Annotated in this window: 13 protein-coding genes; 8 read left to right on the top strand and 5 right to left on the bottom strand. The window is 67.5% G+C overall.

Annotation, left to right across the window (positions count from 1 at the left end):
• Positions 1–15: 15 nt before the first annotated feature.
• Complete coding sequence (locus tag SAZ01S_RS11505) at positions 16–261, top strand: type II toxin-antitoxin system CcdA family antitoxin (RefSeq protein WP_010542665.1); 246 nt, start codon at positions 16–18, stop codon at positions 259–261.
• Complete coding sequence (locus SAZ01S_RS11500; RefSeq protein WP_084582408.1) at positions 261–557, top strand: CcdB family protein; 297 nt, start codon at positions 261–263, stop codon at positions 555–557. The genes SAZ01S_RS11505 and SAZ01S_RS11500 overlap by 1 nt, the downstream gene beginning before the upstream one ends.
• On the opposite strand, the gene tldD is transcribed toward SAZ01S_RS11500, so the two are convergent.
• The 3 genes from tldD to SAZ01S_RS11485 form a co-directional block, all read right to left on the bottom strand.
• The gene (gene tldD / locus SAZ01S_RS11495) at positions 558–1,985 is read right to left on the bottom strand and encodes a metalloprotease TldD (RefSeq protein WP_084582407.1); all 1,428 of its coding nucleotides are present in this window, start codon (positions 1,983–1,985) and stop codon (positions 558–560) included.
• A 150-nt stretch (positions 1,986–2,135) separates the two neighbouring features.
• A complete protein-coding gene (locus SAZ01S_RS11490; protein ID WP_084582406.1) occupies positions 2,136–2,390 on the bottom strand; it encodes a hypothetical protein in 255 nt (84 codons plus the stop codon).
• Between the two features lies 1 nt (position 2,391).
• Positions 2,392–2,622 carry a zinc-finger domain-containing protein gene (locus tag SAZ01S_RS11485; RefSeq protein WP_084582405.1) on the bottom strand — a complete coding sequence of 77 codons (231 nt, stop codon included), beginning with the start codon at positions 2,620–2,622 and terminating at the stop codon, positions 2,392–2,394.
• Positions 2,623–2,688: 66 nt separating this feature from the next.
• On the opposite strand from SAZ01S_RS11485, the gene SAZ01S_RS11480 reads away from it, so the two are divergent.
• Together SAZ01S_RS11480 and SAZ01S_RS11475 are read left to right on the top strand one after the other, a co-directional pair.
• Positions 2,689–3,606: an ABC transporter ATP-binding protein gene (locus SAZ01S_RS11480; protein WP_084582404.1), complete on the top strand. Its 918-nt coding sequence runs from the start codon at positions 2,689–2,691 to the stop codon at positions 3,604–3,606.
• Between the two features lie 8 nt (positions 3,607–3,614).
• The gene (locus tag SAZ01S_RS11475; RefSeq protein WP_245824781.1) at positions 3,615–4,283 is read left to right on the top strand and encodes a TrmH family RNA methyltransferase; all 669 of its coding nucleotides are present in this window, start codon (positions 3,615–3,617) and stop codon (positions 4,281–4,283) included.
• On the opposite strand, the gene SAZ01S_RS11470 is transcribed toward SAZ01S_RS11475, so the two are convergent.
• Complete coding sequence (locus SAZ01S_RS11470) at positions 4,284–5,201, bottom strand: CE1 family esterase (RefSeq protein ID WP_245824779.1); 918 nt, start codon at positions 5,199–5,201, stop codon at positions 4,284–4,286.
• Positions 5,202–5,452: 251 nt separating this feature from the next.
• Between SAZ01S_RS11470 and nadB the strand changes: the two genes are divergently transcribed.
• The 4 genes from nadB to SAZ01S_RS11450 all read left to right on the top strand — a co-directional run bounded on the left by nadB (position 5,453) and on the right by SAZ01S_RS11450 (position 12,777).
• Positions 5,453–7,057 carry an L-aspartate oxidase gene (gene nadB, locus SAZ01S_RS11465; RefSeq protein WP_084582403.1) on the top strand — a complete coding sequence of 535 codons (1,605 nt, stop codon included), beginning with the start codon at positions 5,453–5,455 and terminating at the stop codon, positions 7,055–7,057.
• A 283-nt stretch (positions 7,058–7,340) separates the two neighbouring features.
• A complete protein-coding gene (locus SAZ01S_RS11460) occupies positions 7,341–8,450 on the top strand; it encodes a serine hydrolase (RefSeq protein ID WP_245824792.1) in 1,110 nt (369 codons plus the stop codon).
• A 68-nt stretch (positions 8,451–8,518) separates the two neighbouring features.
• Complete coding sequence (gene polA, locus SAZ01S_RS11455; protein WP_084582402.1) at positions 8,519–11,275, top strand: DNA polymerase I; 2,757 nt, start codon at positions 8,519–8,521, stop codon at positions 11,273–11,275.
• Positions 11,272–12,777 carry a lipopolysaccharide biosynthesis protein gene (locus tag SAZ01S_RS11450; protein ID WP_084582401.1) on the top strand — a complete coding sequence of 502 codons (1,506 nt, stop codon included), beginning with the start codon at positions 11,272–11,274 and terminating at the stop codon, positions 12,775–12,777. Before polA ends, SAZ01S_RS11450 begins: the two co-directional genes overlap by 4 nt.
• 221 nt (positions 12,778–12,998) lie before the next feature.
• Here the strand turns inward: SAZ01S_RS11450 and purH are convergent, their stop codons facing one another.
• On the bottom strand, positions 12,999–14,567 hold the full coding sequence (purH, locus tag SAZ01S_RS11445) for a bifunctional phosphoribosylaminoimidazolecarboxamide formyltransferase/IMP cyclohydrolase (protein WP_084582400.1): 1,569 nt from the start codon (positions 14,565–14,567) through the stop codon (positions 12,999–13,001).
• Between the last annotated feature and the right edge of the window lie 32 nt (positions 14,568–14,599).

The following is a 14,599-nucleotide window of genomic DNA, read 5'->3' as shown; positions in this document are numbered from 1 at the left end:
GCATAGCTTATCCGCATGAAGCACGATCCGATCGCGTCCGGCAAGCGCAAGGCAGTGAACCTGTCGCTCGACACGGGCGTGGTGGCTGCAGGGCGTGAAGTGGGTCTGAATCTCTCCCAGGTCTGCGAAGCCGCGATCCGCGCGGCCGCCAAGGCGGAGCGCGACCGGCGTTGGCAGGAAGAGAATCGCGAATGGGCGGAAGCCCATAATCGCTGGGTCGAAGAGAACGGATTGCCGCTCGAGCGCTACCGCCTGTTCTGATGGCGCAGTTCGATGTGCATCGGCTGGCGGGTGGCGGCCTGGTGATCGACTGCCAGGCCGATGATCTCGCAACGATCGGTACGCGCTTCGTCATCCCGCTCGCAAAGCCTGGCGAAAGCGCCCCGACGACGCCGCGATTGCATCCGCAATTCGACCTCGATAGCGAGACGTGGGTGCTGATGACGGAATTCGCCGCCGCGATCCGCACCGCCGAACTCCGCGAGCGGGTGGGATCGCTGGCCGAGGAGCGTTTCCGCATCCTCGGCGCGATCGACGTGCTTACCGGCAGCGGCTGATCACGCCGCCGTCCCACCCACCGTCAGGCCTTCCACGAGCAGCGACGGCTGGCCGACGCCCGCAGGGATAGACTGGCCGCCCTTGCCGCACATGCCGATCCCCTCGTCGAGCGCGAAGTCGTTGCCGATGCCGGTCACGCGGTGGAGCACGGTCGGCCCGTCGCCGATCAGCGTCGCGCCCTTGATCGGGGCGCCGAGCTTGCCGTTCTCGATCAGATAGGCCTCGGTGCACGAGAAGACGAACTTGCCCGAGACGATGTCGACCTGCCCGCCGCCGAAGCTCTTGGCATAGATGCCCTTCTTCACGCGGGCGAGCAACTCGGCGGGATCGTCCTTGCCGCCCTTCATGAAGGTGTTGGTCATCCGCGGCATCGGCGCGTGCTGGAAGGATTCGCGGCGGCCGTTGCCGGTCGGCTCGACGCCCATCAGCCGGGCGTTGAGGCGATCCTGCATATAGCCCTTGAGGATGCCGTCCTCGATCAGCACGGTCTCGCGCGTCGGCGTGCCCTCGTCGTCGATCGAGAGCGAGCCACGGCGATCGTGGATCGAGCCGTCGTCGACCACCGTCACGCCCGGCGCGGCGACACGCTCGCCGATCCGCCCGGAAAAGGCGCTGGTGCCCTTGCGGTTGAAGTCGCCCTCCAGGCCATGGCCCACCGCCTCGTGGAGCAGCACGCCCGGCCAGCCGGGGCCGCACAGCACGGTCATGTCGCCCGCCGGCGCCGCGACGGCATCGAGATTGACCAGCGCCTGCGCCAGCGCCTCGTCGATCGCGCGGTTCCAGGTCTCGGGCTGGAACAGCCGGTCATAGACCACGCGCCCGCCGGTGCCGAAGCTGCCGGTCTCGCGGCGGCCGTTCTGCTCGACCACCACCGAGACGTTGAGCCGCACCAGCGGCCGCACATCGGTGGCGACGAAGCCGTCGGCGCGCACCACCTCGACCACGCTCCACTGGCCGGTGAGGCTCACCGACACCTGCTTCACCCGCGGATCGCGGGCGCGGGCGGCGGCGTCGATCGTCTGGCACAGATTCACCTTGTCGGCGAAGGGCACCAGATTGAGCGGATCGGCATCGGTATAGAGGTGGCGGTTGTTGCCCTGGGGCGGGGGCGCCTTGCCCTGCTTGGCAGGGTCGATCAGCGCCATCGTCTCGGCGGCGCGGCGGATCGCGGCGGCGCTGATCTCGTTGGCATGGGCAAACGCCGTCGTCTCGCCCGAGACCGCGCGCAGGCCGAAGCCCGACTGCGTGTCATAGGCGGCGGTCTTCAACCGGCCGTCATCGAAGCCGAACGCCTCGGACTTGCGATATTGCAGATAGAGCTCGCCATCCTCGGCCCGGCCCAGCGCATCGGCGGTGAGGCGAACGGCAGCGTCGGGATCGAGCCCGTCGCGATAGAGGAAGGCGCGGGGATCGGCGGGAATGGTCATCCCATCGATATAGGCGGCGTAATCGAAGAGTCACGCACCCGCGCGACTATCAGCGGCCCTCGGCCTGTTCGCGTACCTTGAGAATTACGCCGGCAAGCGTCAGGCCGATACCGACGGAAAGCAGCGCGAGGCTGAAACCGATCATCGCCTTCACTCCTTCATGCAGCGTTCGAACCGTCCGGCCGCCGCGGCCGTGATCCGCTTCTGCATCTCTCTATCCATATAGGGCGAAGGGGTCTCATCCTGCAAGAGAGCGGCCGCTATCTCGCAGCGCTTGGTGCCTGCGGTCTGGTTTTCGCGCAGAAGCTCTGTGGCGAGGCTGCCCAGCGCGCCGACCGTCGCAGCCAGACCGGAAGTGATGAGGAGATCCGCCCAACCGAGTTTTCGACTGGGCTTCTCCACCATCTCAGATGCTGGCGCCTGCCGGATGGTCGGGCAGCTGGCTCTGGTCGGCGCCGTCGGCGGGGCCGCCGATCAGCACGAAACGGCGGTCGCAATAGCCGCAATCGACATAGCCGGTCTCGTCGATCTGCAGATAGACGCGCGGGTGGCCGAGCGCTGCGGGCAGGCCGGGGCCGGTACCATCACAGGCGACACGGGCATGGGCGGTGCGGATGACTTCGGGCGGGGCGATCATGCCCGCGCCTTAGCAAAGCGCGCGGGGGCTCGCAATCGGATGCGCAGGGTCTTAAAGCTGCGCCCCATGACCCAGGCTGCGATCGCGATCGACACTCTCTGCAAGACCTATTCCGGCGGCAAGCGCGCGCTGGACGGGGTGAGCTTCGACGTGCCGCGCGGGCAGATCTTCGGGCTGCTCGGGCCGAACGGCGCGGGCAAGTCGACGCTGATCAACATCCTGGCCGGGCTGGTCAACAAGACCGACGGCAAGGTGTCGATCTGGGGCTTCAACATCGACGCGCATCCGCGCAACGCCAAGGCGAGCATCGGCATCGTCAACCAGGAGATCTTGTTCGACCCCTTCTTCACGCCGAAGGAGACGCTGGAGATCCAGGCGGGTCTATACGGCGTGCCCAAGGGCGCGTTCGATGCGATGGCGCTGCTCCGCGCGGTGCATCTGGAAGACAAGGCCAATGCCTATTCGCGCACGCTGTCGGGCGGCATGAAGCGGCGGCTGATGGTCGCCAAGGCGATGGTGCATTCGCCGCCGATCATCGTGCTCGACGAGCCGACCGCGGGCGTCGACGTGGAACTGCGCCAGCAGCTCTGGGCCTATGTGAAGCAGCTCAACCAGCGCGGCGTGACGGTGGTGCTGACGACGCACTATCTCGAAGAGGCCGAGGAGCTGTGCGACCGCATCGCGATCATCAACCACGGCCAGCTGATCGCCAACAAGCCGACGCGGGAGCTGGTCGGCATGGCGCAGGAAAAGGTGGTCGAGGTGACGGTGGACCGCGACATCGGCGCGGCGCCGGACAATGCCTGCTTCCAGAAGGTGGAGCTGAAGGGCGAGCGGGTGCTGGTGATCACCTACCGCAAGGACCAGGCCAATGCCGGCGAAGTGCTGGGCGCGGTGCAGGCGGCGGGGCTGGGGATCGTCGATGTGTCGACCCGCGAGGCGGACCTGGAGGATGTGTTCCTGAATTTGACGCGGGCGGCGTAGGGGGTGGCGTGACGGACGAAATTGAGACCGAGTTGCCGGGTGGCAAGCAGAAGAGCTCTGCCCGCATGCGGGCGGACGCCATCAAGGATTTTCGCTGCAAGAACCTGATCGCCGTCATCGAAAATCCTGCGGACATCAAGAACATCGGCACGATCATCCGTAACGTCAACGCACTTGGTGTGGAGAAAGTCTACGTCGTCGACAGTCGCCGCGAGCTGCCGGACGATTGGCAGGAGCTTCGTGAGCACAAGCCGATCTCGAAGGTTTCCGTATCGGCCGTCAAATGGACGTTCGTTCGTCGATTTGATTCGACGGATGACTGTTTCGATCATCTCGAGCGGAAGGGCTTTCGTTCGATCGTCACTTCGCCGCACGTGAAGGGCAAAGCCCACATTCACCTTAGCGATGGAGATTACACGGCCTACACAAAGCTCGCCGTTTGGTTTGGCAATGAGGCCATTGGGATTAGCGACCGCGCGGTGGAGCGCGGCGAGTTGTGCGTGAGCATTCCCATGTTTGGGATGATCGAGAGCCTTAACCTGGGGACCAGCTCCGGCATCGTGTTGTACGAAGTCACGCGTCAGCGCCGCGCGTATCAGAGCAAGTACCGTCTCCGAGATCACCGAGGCGAGCGAGAAACGCCCTTGCCGACGGTAATGCTGGACGCGAGTGCCTGACTAGCGCCGGTGCCTCGCGAAGAAGGCCCACATCGATTCATTGTCCGCTACCCACACATGGCCCGCGCCGTGCTTCACCCGGCCGGCCACGTCGGCCCCGCCCGGGCAGCGGGTGAAGCGCTCCTCCTTCACCTCCGCCGACACCTCGCTCTCCAAGGGCCCCACCCGACACCCGTTCAGGTCTGCCCAGCGGACCAGCGCGGTGTGCATCGTGTACTGCCAATAGCCCGCGCCGCCGCCCTGGATCGGGTTGGTGGTGTCGGCATCGCCTGCGAACGCCAGCACCGGCATCCGACGCGACGGCGTGCAGGTTGCCGGATCGGGGACGCGCGGCGTTTCCTTCAACGGATTGCCTGCGCGCAGGCCCACCACCGGTGCGATCGCCGCGAAGCGGTCCGCCGCGACGCAGCCGAGCCAAGAGGTCATCCGCCCGCCGCCCGAATAGCCGGTGGCGTAGACCCGCGACCGATCCACGCAGCCCTTGGCCGCCAGCTGGTCGATCGCGGTCTGCACGAAGGCGACGTCGTCGGCGTCGTCCGGGCCGGGAATCTTGCCGGTCACCGTCGGCACGCCGGGGATGTTCCACACGAAGCCGCCTTCCGCCGGGATCCCGCCATCGGGCGCGGCGAGGAGGAAGCCGTGGCGGTCCGCGGTCGCCTCCAGCTTCGATTGGGCGAGGATGTCGCGGCCCTTGCCGGTGCTGCCGTGGAACACGAACACCAGCGGCAGCCGCGCGGCGCTGCGACCGGCGGGCACATGCACCAGCATTGAGCGCCCGGTGCCTTCGATCGCCACCGGCACGGTCGTTCCCGGCGCCCCTAGCCGACACGTTGCCGCCTGCGCCGAGCCGCTGCCGAACAGCGCCGCCACTCCGATCCACCAGCCCAGCCGCATCTGCTTCTCCTTATCCGTCGCCAAGCCTCTTACCGACTTGTGGTACGAACGACATATGCTTCCCCACCCGTCATCCCGGCGGAAGCCGGGATCCATTCGCCTCTCGGCTCGGGCAAGAGGCGATAGCGAGACCTCAATGGACCCCGGCTTTCGCCGGGGTGACAATCCGGGGCGATAGCGATGGGTTCTCATCCCTGTGCCGGGCAGTATGCCCAAGGGTAGGGATTGCGGAACCCCGCCCATGCGCGCTTTAAGCGCCGCAAAGGAGTGCCTCTTTGTCCGACACCAATCACCAAAGCGATGTCCTGGTCCTCGGTTCCGGCGCGGCGGGGCTTACCGCCGCGCTCCACCTGGCGGACAAGTTCAAGGTGACGGTGCTGGCCAAGGGCGGCTTTGCCGAGGGCTCGACGGCCTGGGCGCAGGGCGGCATCGCCGCGGTGCTGGAGGAGGGCGACACCTTCGCGAGCCATATCGAGGACACGATGGTGGCAGGCGCCGGCCTCAACGACCGCGCGACCGTCGAGATGGTGGTCGAGAATGCCCCCGCGGCGATCGAGCGGCTGGTCCAGCTCGGCGTGCCGTTCAATACCGAGGGCAATGCGCTGCACCTCACCCGCGAGGGCGGCCACAGCCATCGGCGCATCGCCCATGTCGACGATGCGACGGGCCTTGCGGTGCAGACCGCGCTGCTCCGCGCGGCGCAGGCGCATCCCAACATCACGCTGGTGCCCGACATGGTGGTGATCGATCTCGCCACCAGCCGGCACGAGCTCCGCTATTCGGGCGCGGGCAATGTCTGGGGCGTCTATGCCTTCAACCGCGCGACCAACCGCGTCGAGCTGTTCACCGCCCGCGCGACCGTGCTGGCGACCGGCGGGGCGGGGCGGACCTATCTCTTCTCCACCGCCCCGCGCGGCGCGACCGGGGACGGCATCGCGATGGCGTGGCGCGCGGGCTGCCGCATCTCGAACATGGAGATGATGCAGTTCCACCCGACCTGCCTCTACAATCTCGACGTCAAGAATTTCCTGATCACCGAGGCGGTGCGCGGCGAGGGCGGGCATCTGCTGCTGCCCCCCGATGCCGGCGAGGAGGCGGGCCACCGCTTCATGCCCGATTTCGATTCCCGGCTGGAGCTGGCGCCGCGCGACATCGTGGCGCGCGCGATCGACCATGAGATCAAGCGGCTCGGCCTCGACTATGTCCACCTCGACATCAGCCATATGGGCGCCGAGTTCGTCCAGCACCATTTCCCGACCATCTACCACCGGCTGCTCGACCTCGACATCGACATGACGAAGGAGCCGATCCCGGTGGTGCCGGCGCAGCATTATACCTGCGGTGGCGTGGTGATCGATCGCGACGGGCGGACCGATCTGCCGGGGCTCTATGCTGCGGGCGAGGTCAGCCAGTCGGGGCTGCACGGCGCCAATCGCCTGGCGTCCAATTCGCTGCTCGAATGCTTCGTGTTCGGCGAGGCGGTGGCGAATCACATCGGCGCGCATTGGGGCGACCTGCCGCCGCCGCCGGCGATCCGCCCCTGGGACGAAAGCCGGGTGACCGATTCCGACGAGGAAGTCGTTATCAAGCAGAACTGGACCGAGATCCGCCGCTTCATGTGGAACTATGTCGGCATCGTCCGCACCACCAAGCGGCTGGAGCGGGCGGCGCACCGCATCAAGCTGCTGCGCGAGGAAGTCGCCGACTATTACGGCCATTTCCGTGTGACTCCCGACCTGATCGAGCTGCGCAACCTGCTCGAGAGCGCCGACCTGATCGTCCGCTCGGCGCTGCATCGCAAGGAGAGCCGGGGGCTGCACTACACGCTCGACTATCCGGAGACCGCGGCCGAGGCGATCGACACGGTGCTGGTGCCTTGAATCGAGAAGATTTTCTGCCCCGTCGCTTTCTCCAATCCACCCGTCATCCCCGCGGAGGCGGGGATCCATTCGCCCGTGCGGTCGAGGCAGGAGCCGCAGCGGCACGGCCAATGGATTCCCGCCTGCGCGGGAATGACGAAGGGGGTGGGGTAAACGTTATCCGACCTTCACGCCTCGTCGCTCCCCCGACTCGCTTCGTCGCATTGCGGGAATCCCGCGCTTTGCCGCCTCTAGGGGCAGTCGCATGATGGAGTTGGGCAAGAGGTTGGTTGCGGTGCGTAAAATCCGATTTTCCAAGGTCGAGCGTGCGCTGACCGTCGCGGGACTTGGGCCCGCGGTGCTGCTGGGCTGCGCCGTCCACGAACATCCCGAGCTCGCCGCCTATCTGCCCGCGCCCAATTACGGCGTGCTGATGCCGATCCCGCGTGCGCAGGCAGCGCCGCGCGCCGAGGTGCCGCCGCCCGCCGGCCTGGTGAATCGCCTCTCGGACATCGCCCGCAATTTCGACGGCGTGGTCGGCATCGCGGTGACCAGCGTCGACCGCAACTGGACCGCCTCGCAGGGCGGCGCGCGCAAGCTGCCGCAGCAGAGCGTCTCCAAGCTGTGGGTGGCGATGACCGTGCTCGACCAGGTCGACCAGGGCCGCATCCGCCTCAACGATCCGCTGGTCATCACCCGCGCCGATTTCACCCTGTTCCACCAGCCGGTCGCCTCGCTGGTGAAGGGGGACCAGGGCTATCAGAGCACCGTCGGCGAAATCCTGCGCCGCGCGCTGACGATGAGCGACAATACCTGCAACGACAAGCTGCTCCGCCTCGTCGGCGGGCCGCCGGCGGTGCGCTCGTTCATCGCGCGCAACGCGCTCGGCTCGATCCGCTTCGGACCGGGCGAGAAGCTGCTCCAGCTCGGCACCTCGGGGCTGCCCGCGTGGAAGCCCGAATATTCGATGGGCAACACCTTCGCCGTCGCCCGCGCCCAGCTGCCGCGCGCCACCCGCGTTTCGGCATACCAGTCCTATGTCGCCGATCCGCCCGACGGCGCGGCGCCGCTTGCGATCGCGGGCGCGCTTGCCCGGCTGAAGCGCGGGGAACTGCTGTCGCCGGTCTCGACCCAGTGGCTGATCGCGACGATGCAGGCCTCGCACACCGGCAAGTACCGCCTGCGCGGCGCGCTGCCGCCGGGCTGGCAGCTCGCCCACAAGACCGGCACCGGGCAGGACCTGTTCGGCCGCACCGCGGGCTATAACGACGTGGCGCTGCTCACCGCGCCGGACGGCCGCTCCTATGCGCTGGCGGTGATGATCGGCGACACGCCGCGCCCGATCAACGAGCGCCAGCTGCTGATGCAGGGCGTGGTGCGCGCGATCGTCGCCGAGCATCAGCTGGGCGCCTGAAAACCAGGGGCTAAAACAGGCACCTCGGCGGGATGACGGCGGCGCACCGCGCTGCTATCTCCCGCCCCATGCCCCATCTCTATCTCGTCGACGGCTCCAGCTACATCTTCCGCGCCTATCATCGGCTGCCGCCGCTGACCAACAAGCATGGCGAGCCGGTGGGGGCGGTGTATGGCTACACCAGCATGCTGTGGAAGCTCGCCGATGAGCTCCACAAGGCCGATGGGCCGACGCATATGGCGGTGATTCTCGACAAGTCCGAGCACACCTTCCGCAACGATCTCTACGACCAGTACAAGGCGCACCGCCCGCCGGCGCCGGAAGATCTGGTCCCCCAGTTCCCGATGATACGGGACGCCACCCGCGCGTTCAGCCTTCCCTGCATCGAGGAGCTGGGCTGGGAGGCCGACGACCTGATCGCCAGCTACACCAAGGCGGCGCTGGCGCAGGGCTGGCAGGTGACGATCGTCAGCTCCGACAAGGATCTGATGCAGCTGATGACCGATCCGTCGGTCGACATGCTCGATACGATGAACAACCGGCGGATGGGGCCCGACGACACCCGCGAGAAGTTCGGCGTCGGTCCGGAAAAGCTCGGCGAAGTACTGGCGCTGATGGGCGACAGCGTCGACAACGTCCCCGGCGTCCCCGGCGTCGGCCCCAAGACCGCTGCCAAGCTGATCCTCGAATATGGCGATCTCGAATCGGTGCTCGCCGCCGCGCCGGAGATGAAGAAGGGCAAGCTGCGCGATAACCTGATCGAGCATGCCGATCTCGCCCGGCTCAGCCACAAGCTCGTCACGCTCGCCTGCGACGTGCCGCTGCCCGAGCCGCTGGAGGCGCTGGAGCTGCAGGGCATCCCCGACGCGCCGCTCCGCGCCTTCCTCGAGCATCACGGCTTCAAGACCTTGCTCTCGCGTCTAGGGACGGTCGCCGATGCGCCGGTGGAGGTGCACGAAGCAACCGGCGTCGAGGAAGACCCGCCCTGCAACCATGACGGCTACGAGACCGTCACCGATCTCGATGCGCTCGATCGCTGGATCACCGTCTCGCGCCACCAGGGCTGGGTGGCGATCGACACCGAGACGACCGGGCTCGACGCGACCCAGGCCGATCTGGTCGGTGTCAGCATGGCGCTGGCGCCCAATCTCGCCTGCTATATCCCGCTCGGCCATGGCGGCACCGACATGTTCGCCGAGAAGCCCGAGCAGATCGACCGCGCGGAGGCGATCGCCCGGCTGAAGCCGCTGCTGGAGGACCCCGCCGTCCTCAAGATCGGCCATAACCTGAAGTACGACATGATCGTGCTCGGCCGCGCCGGCATCCGCGTCGCGCCCTATGACGACACGATCGTGATGAGCTTCGATCTCGACGCCGGGCTGCACGGCCACGGCATGGACGAGCTCGCCGCCACCCACCTCGCGCACAGCTGCATCGCCTACAAGGACGTGGTCGGCACGGGGAAGAACCAGCTCCATTTCGGCCAGGTCGATCTCAAGGCCGCGACCCGCTACGCCGCCGAGGATGCCGACGTCACGCTGCGGCTGTGGCGGCGCCTGAAGCCGCGGCTCGCCTATGAGAGCGTGACGCGCGTCTATGAGAGCGTCGATCGCCCGCTCGTCGCCGTGCTGGCCGAGATGGAGGCCACGGGCATCAAGGTCGACGCCGCGGTGCTCTCGAAGCTCTCGTCGGACTTCGCGCAGCAGATCGCGGCGCTGGAGGAGGAAATCCACGCCATCGCCGGCTTCAAGTTCACCATCGGCAGCCCCAAGCAGCTGGGCGACGTGCTGTTCGACAAGATGGGGATCAAGGGCGGCCGCAAGGGCAAGTCCGGCGTCTATTCCACCGACGTCAACGAGCTGGAGCGCATCGCCGCCGACAAGGATTCGCCCGGCCGCGAGATGGTGCTCAAGGTGCTCGACTGGCGCCAGCTGTCCAAGCTCAAGTCGACCTATACCGATGCGCTGCAGGCACAGATCAACCCGCATACCGGCCGGGTCCACACCAGCTACAGCTTGACGGGCGCGCAGACCGGGCGGCTGTCGTCGACCGATCCGAACCTGCAGAACATTCCGGTGCGTACCGAGACCGGCCGCCAGATCCGTGACGCCTTCGTGGCCGAGCCGGGCAACGTCATCCTCTCGGCCGACTATTCGCAGATCGAGCTGCGCCTTGCCGCGCATATCGCCGATGTGCCGGCGCTACGCACCGCGTTCGCGAACGGCGACGACATCCACAGCCTGACCGCGATGGAGCTTTTCGGCGAAGTGAACCGCGACACGCGCGGTCGCGCCAAGACGATCAACTTCGCGATCCTCTACGGCATCTCGCGCTGGGGCCTCGCGGGCCGGCTCGACGTGACGCCGGACGAGGCGCAGGCGATGATCAACCGCTATTTCGAGCGCTTCCCGGGCATCAACCGCTACATCGCCGACACGCTGCGCGAGGCGAAGGAGCGCGGCTATACGACGACGCTGTTCGGTCGGAAGACCCACTTCCCTCGCCTCAAGGCGTCCAACCCGAACGAACGCGCGGGCAGTGAGCGCGCCGCGATCAACGCGCCGATCCAGGGCACCAGCGCCGACATCATCAAGCGCGCGATGGCGCGGATGGTCCCGGCGCTGCGCGAGGCGGGGCTGCACAACGTCCGCATGCTCCTTCAGGTGCACGACGAACTCGTGTTCGAGCTGCCCGAGAGCGATGTCGAGGCCGCGCGGCCGATCATCGAGCGCGTGATGGCCACCGCCGCCGAACCCGCGATCCAGCTCACCGTGCCGCTGGGCGTGGAGATCGGCGTCGGCCCCAGCTGGGGCGCCGCGCATTGAGCCAGGCGGAAGCGTCCAGGGATATCAACGCGCTCGCCAAGGGCGGGCGCACGAACATGCTGGGCTTCATCATCCGGCTGGTCGCGCGGCTGCCGTTCCTGTTCATCGCCGGGCGCTCCTATGGCCCGGAGATCGTCGGCCGGTACGCGATTGCGGTGCTGGTCATCGAGTTCGTCGCGCTGGTGGCGACGCTCGGCCTCAAGCGCGGGCTGGCGCAGGCACTGTCGAGCACCGATCGCCCACACACGCATGTCGTGTGGGACGCGATGGTCGTCGCCTTTGTCGCGGCGCTGATCGCCAGCGGCATCATGATGGTCTTCCCGCAGGCGATGTTCCCCAACAGCCCTGTGATGGGGCTGGAGCGGTTCCTTTCCATCGCGGTGATCGCGATCGCGCTGTCCGACGTGTCGCTGTCGGCGCTCGCCTATCGCCACAATATCGGCGCGGCGGTGACGGCGCGGGCGATCATCGAGCCCTGGACGATCAGCATCGCTGCCTATGTCTTCTCCTTCGTCTCGACGCGCGACGGGCTGCTGATGGCCTATCTGCTGTCGATGAGCGCGGCACTGGTCGCCTCTATCGTGCCGTTCGTGCGCGAATATGGCCTGCCGGTCGGCTGGCGGCCGCAGCTGGCGGAGATCTGGGGGCTCGCCCGGCTCAACGCGCCGCTGGCCGGCGCCGACGCGATCGAATGGGCGACGCGCAACGTCGATCGCTTCATTCTCGGCCTGCTGTTCGCGCCCTCGGTGGTCGGCATCTATTACATGGCGCAGCAGGTCGCCTCGGTGCCGCAGCGGCTCAAATCGAGCTTCGATCCGATCCTGGGCCCGGTGATCACCCAGAGCCTGGCGGCGGGCGACCGCCCCGCGGTGGCAAATCAGGTGCGGCAGGTGGGCTTCTGGATCCTCTGCGCGCAGGCGGGGCTGGCGGTGATGTTCTCGATCCCCGCCGAGGGGGTGATGGGGCTGCTTGGCCGCGAGTTCGTGATCGGATCGGCGGTGCTGTGCATCCTGCTTTTCGCCGAGGTGCTCGCCTCGCCCGGGGCGGTGTGCGAGACGGCGCTGATCTACATCGCCCGGCACACCAATCTAGCGATCTCGATCTGCGTGCTGATGCTGCAGATTGCGCTCAGCTTCGTGCTCATCTTCGTCGCACGGGGGCAGGGCTGGCCGGTGCCGGTGCAGTCCGCCGCGCCGGCGGTGGCGCTGGCGCTGTCGCTGACGATCGGATCGATCGCAAAGGGCCTGCTGCTCCAAGCCAAGCTCGGCGCGCCGGTGGTGAGCATCCGCCCCAGCTTCTTCACGGCGATGGCCGTTGCCGGGCTGGTGGGCGCTGCATTCATGTCGCTGCCCCACCGCTACGAATGGGCGCAGATGAGCCTCGGCATGCCGGCGATCCTGATCACCTTCCTGTTCGTGATCATCCGCTTCGGCTTCGGCCCCGAGGACCGCGCGTTGTTCCGCAAGGTGCCGCGGGCGGAGGGCGTGGCAGAAGTGGCTTGAGCATTTCCTCCCTCGGCAAAGCCGGGGGAGGGGGACCGCCGCCAAAGGCGGTGGTGGAGGGGGCGCCCTCCACCGTCATTCCCGCGAAGGCGGGAATCCATTCGCCTGAACGTCCGGGGAAAGAAACGCAGCGTCAGCGTCAATGGACCCCCGCCTACGCGGGGGTGACGGGTAGTGTGTCGCAATGCCGCGCCCCAAACCGGAAACGCGGCGCTGCTGCCTCAATGCCGGAAGTGGCGCATCCCCGTGAAGACCATCGCCAGCCCGGCTTCGTCGGCTGCCGCGATGACCTCGTCGTCGCGGATCGAGCCGCCCGGCTGGATCACCGCGGTCGCGCCCGCTTCCACCGCCGCCAGCAGGCCGTCGGCGAAGGGGAAGAAGGCGTCCGAGGCAACCGCCGAGCCGATCGTCCGCGGGGACGCCCAGCCGGCCTTGTCTGCCGCATCCTTAGCCTTCCATGCGGCGATGCGAGCGCTTTCCAGGCGGTTCATCTGGCCGGCGCCGACGCCTGCGGTGCTGCCGTCCTTGGCGTAGACGATCGCGTTCGACTTGACGTGCTTGGCCACCGTCCAGGCGAAAAGGCAGTCGGCCAGTTCCTGCTCGGTTGGCTGGCGCTTGGTGACGACCTTGAGCTGGTCGCGCGTGACGATGCCGTTGTCGCGGCCCTGGACCAGCCAGCCGCCGGCGATCGACTTGGCGAACAGACCGCCGCGTGCCGGATCGGGCAGCGCGCCGGTGAGCAGCAGGCGCAGATTCTTCTTCGCGGCGAACAGCGCCAGCGCCTCTTCGTCGGCGTCGGGCGCCACCACCACTTCGGTGAAGATGCCGGTGATCTGCTCGGCGGTCGCGCGGTCGAGCGGGCGGTTGACCGCGATGATGCCGCCGAACGCCGAGACGGTGTCGCAGGCGAAGGCCGCGGCATAGGCCTCGGCAAGGGTCGCGCCGCTCGCCACGCCGCAGGGATTGGCGTGCTTGACGATCACCGCGGTCGGCGGGCCATCGCGAAATTCGCTGACCAGCTCGAGCGCGGCATCGGCGTCGTTGTAATTGTTGTAGCTCAGCTCCTTGCCCTGCAGCTGGCGGGCCTGGCCGATGCCGCGCGCGGCCGGGCCGGTGGCGGCATAGAAGGCCGCCTGCTGGTGCGGGTTCTCGCCGTAGCGCAGCGCCTCGCCGCGCTTCAGCGAGATATTGAGCGTCTCGGGGAAGGCCTCGCCCTGGTCGGCAAAGGCGAACCAGCTGGAGATCATCGCGTCGTACGCCGCGGTGGCGGCATAGGCCTTGGCGGCGAACTTGCGGCGCTGTTCCAGCGTCGTCGTGCCGCCCATCACCAGCGCATAATCGGCCGGGTCGGTGACGATCGCCACCGACTCATGGTTCTTGGCGGCGGAGCGCACCATCGACGGGCCGCCAATGTCGATATTCTCGATAATCTCGTCGCGGTCGGCGCCCTTGGCGACGGTCTGGGCGAAGGGGTAGAGGTTGACCACGACGAGGTCGATCGGCGCGATCTGGTGCTCGGCCATCGAGGCCTGGTGCTCGGGATTGTTTCGCACCGAAAGCAGGCCGCCATGCACCTTGGGATGCAGCGTCTTCACCCGGCCGTCCATCATCTCCGGGAAGCCGGTCAGGTCCGAGATGTCGCGGACCTCCAGGCCTGCATTGCGGAGGGCGGTGGCGGTGCCGCCGGTCGAGACGAGCTCGACGCCCTGGGCGGCCAGCGCCTGGCCGAGTTCGACGATCCCGGTCTTGTCGGAGACCGAGAGGAGCGCGCGGGTGATCTTGATGTCCATGGCCCGCCCCTCTCTCCAATCGGGCGCGTCGG

The organism is Sphingomonas azotifigens NBRC 15497, assembly GCF_002091475.1.
GTDB lineage: Bacteria > Pseudomonadota > Alphaproteobacteria > Sphingomonadales > Sphingomonadaceae > Sphingomonas > Sphingomonas azotifigens.
This window is presented reverse-complemented; position numbering and strand designations above follow the sequence as displayed.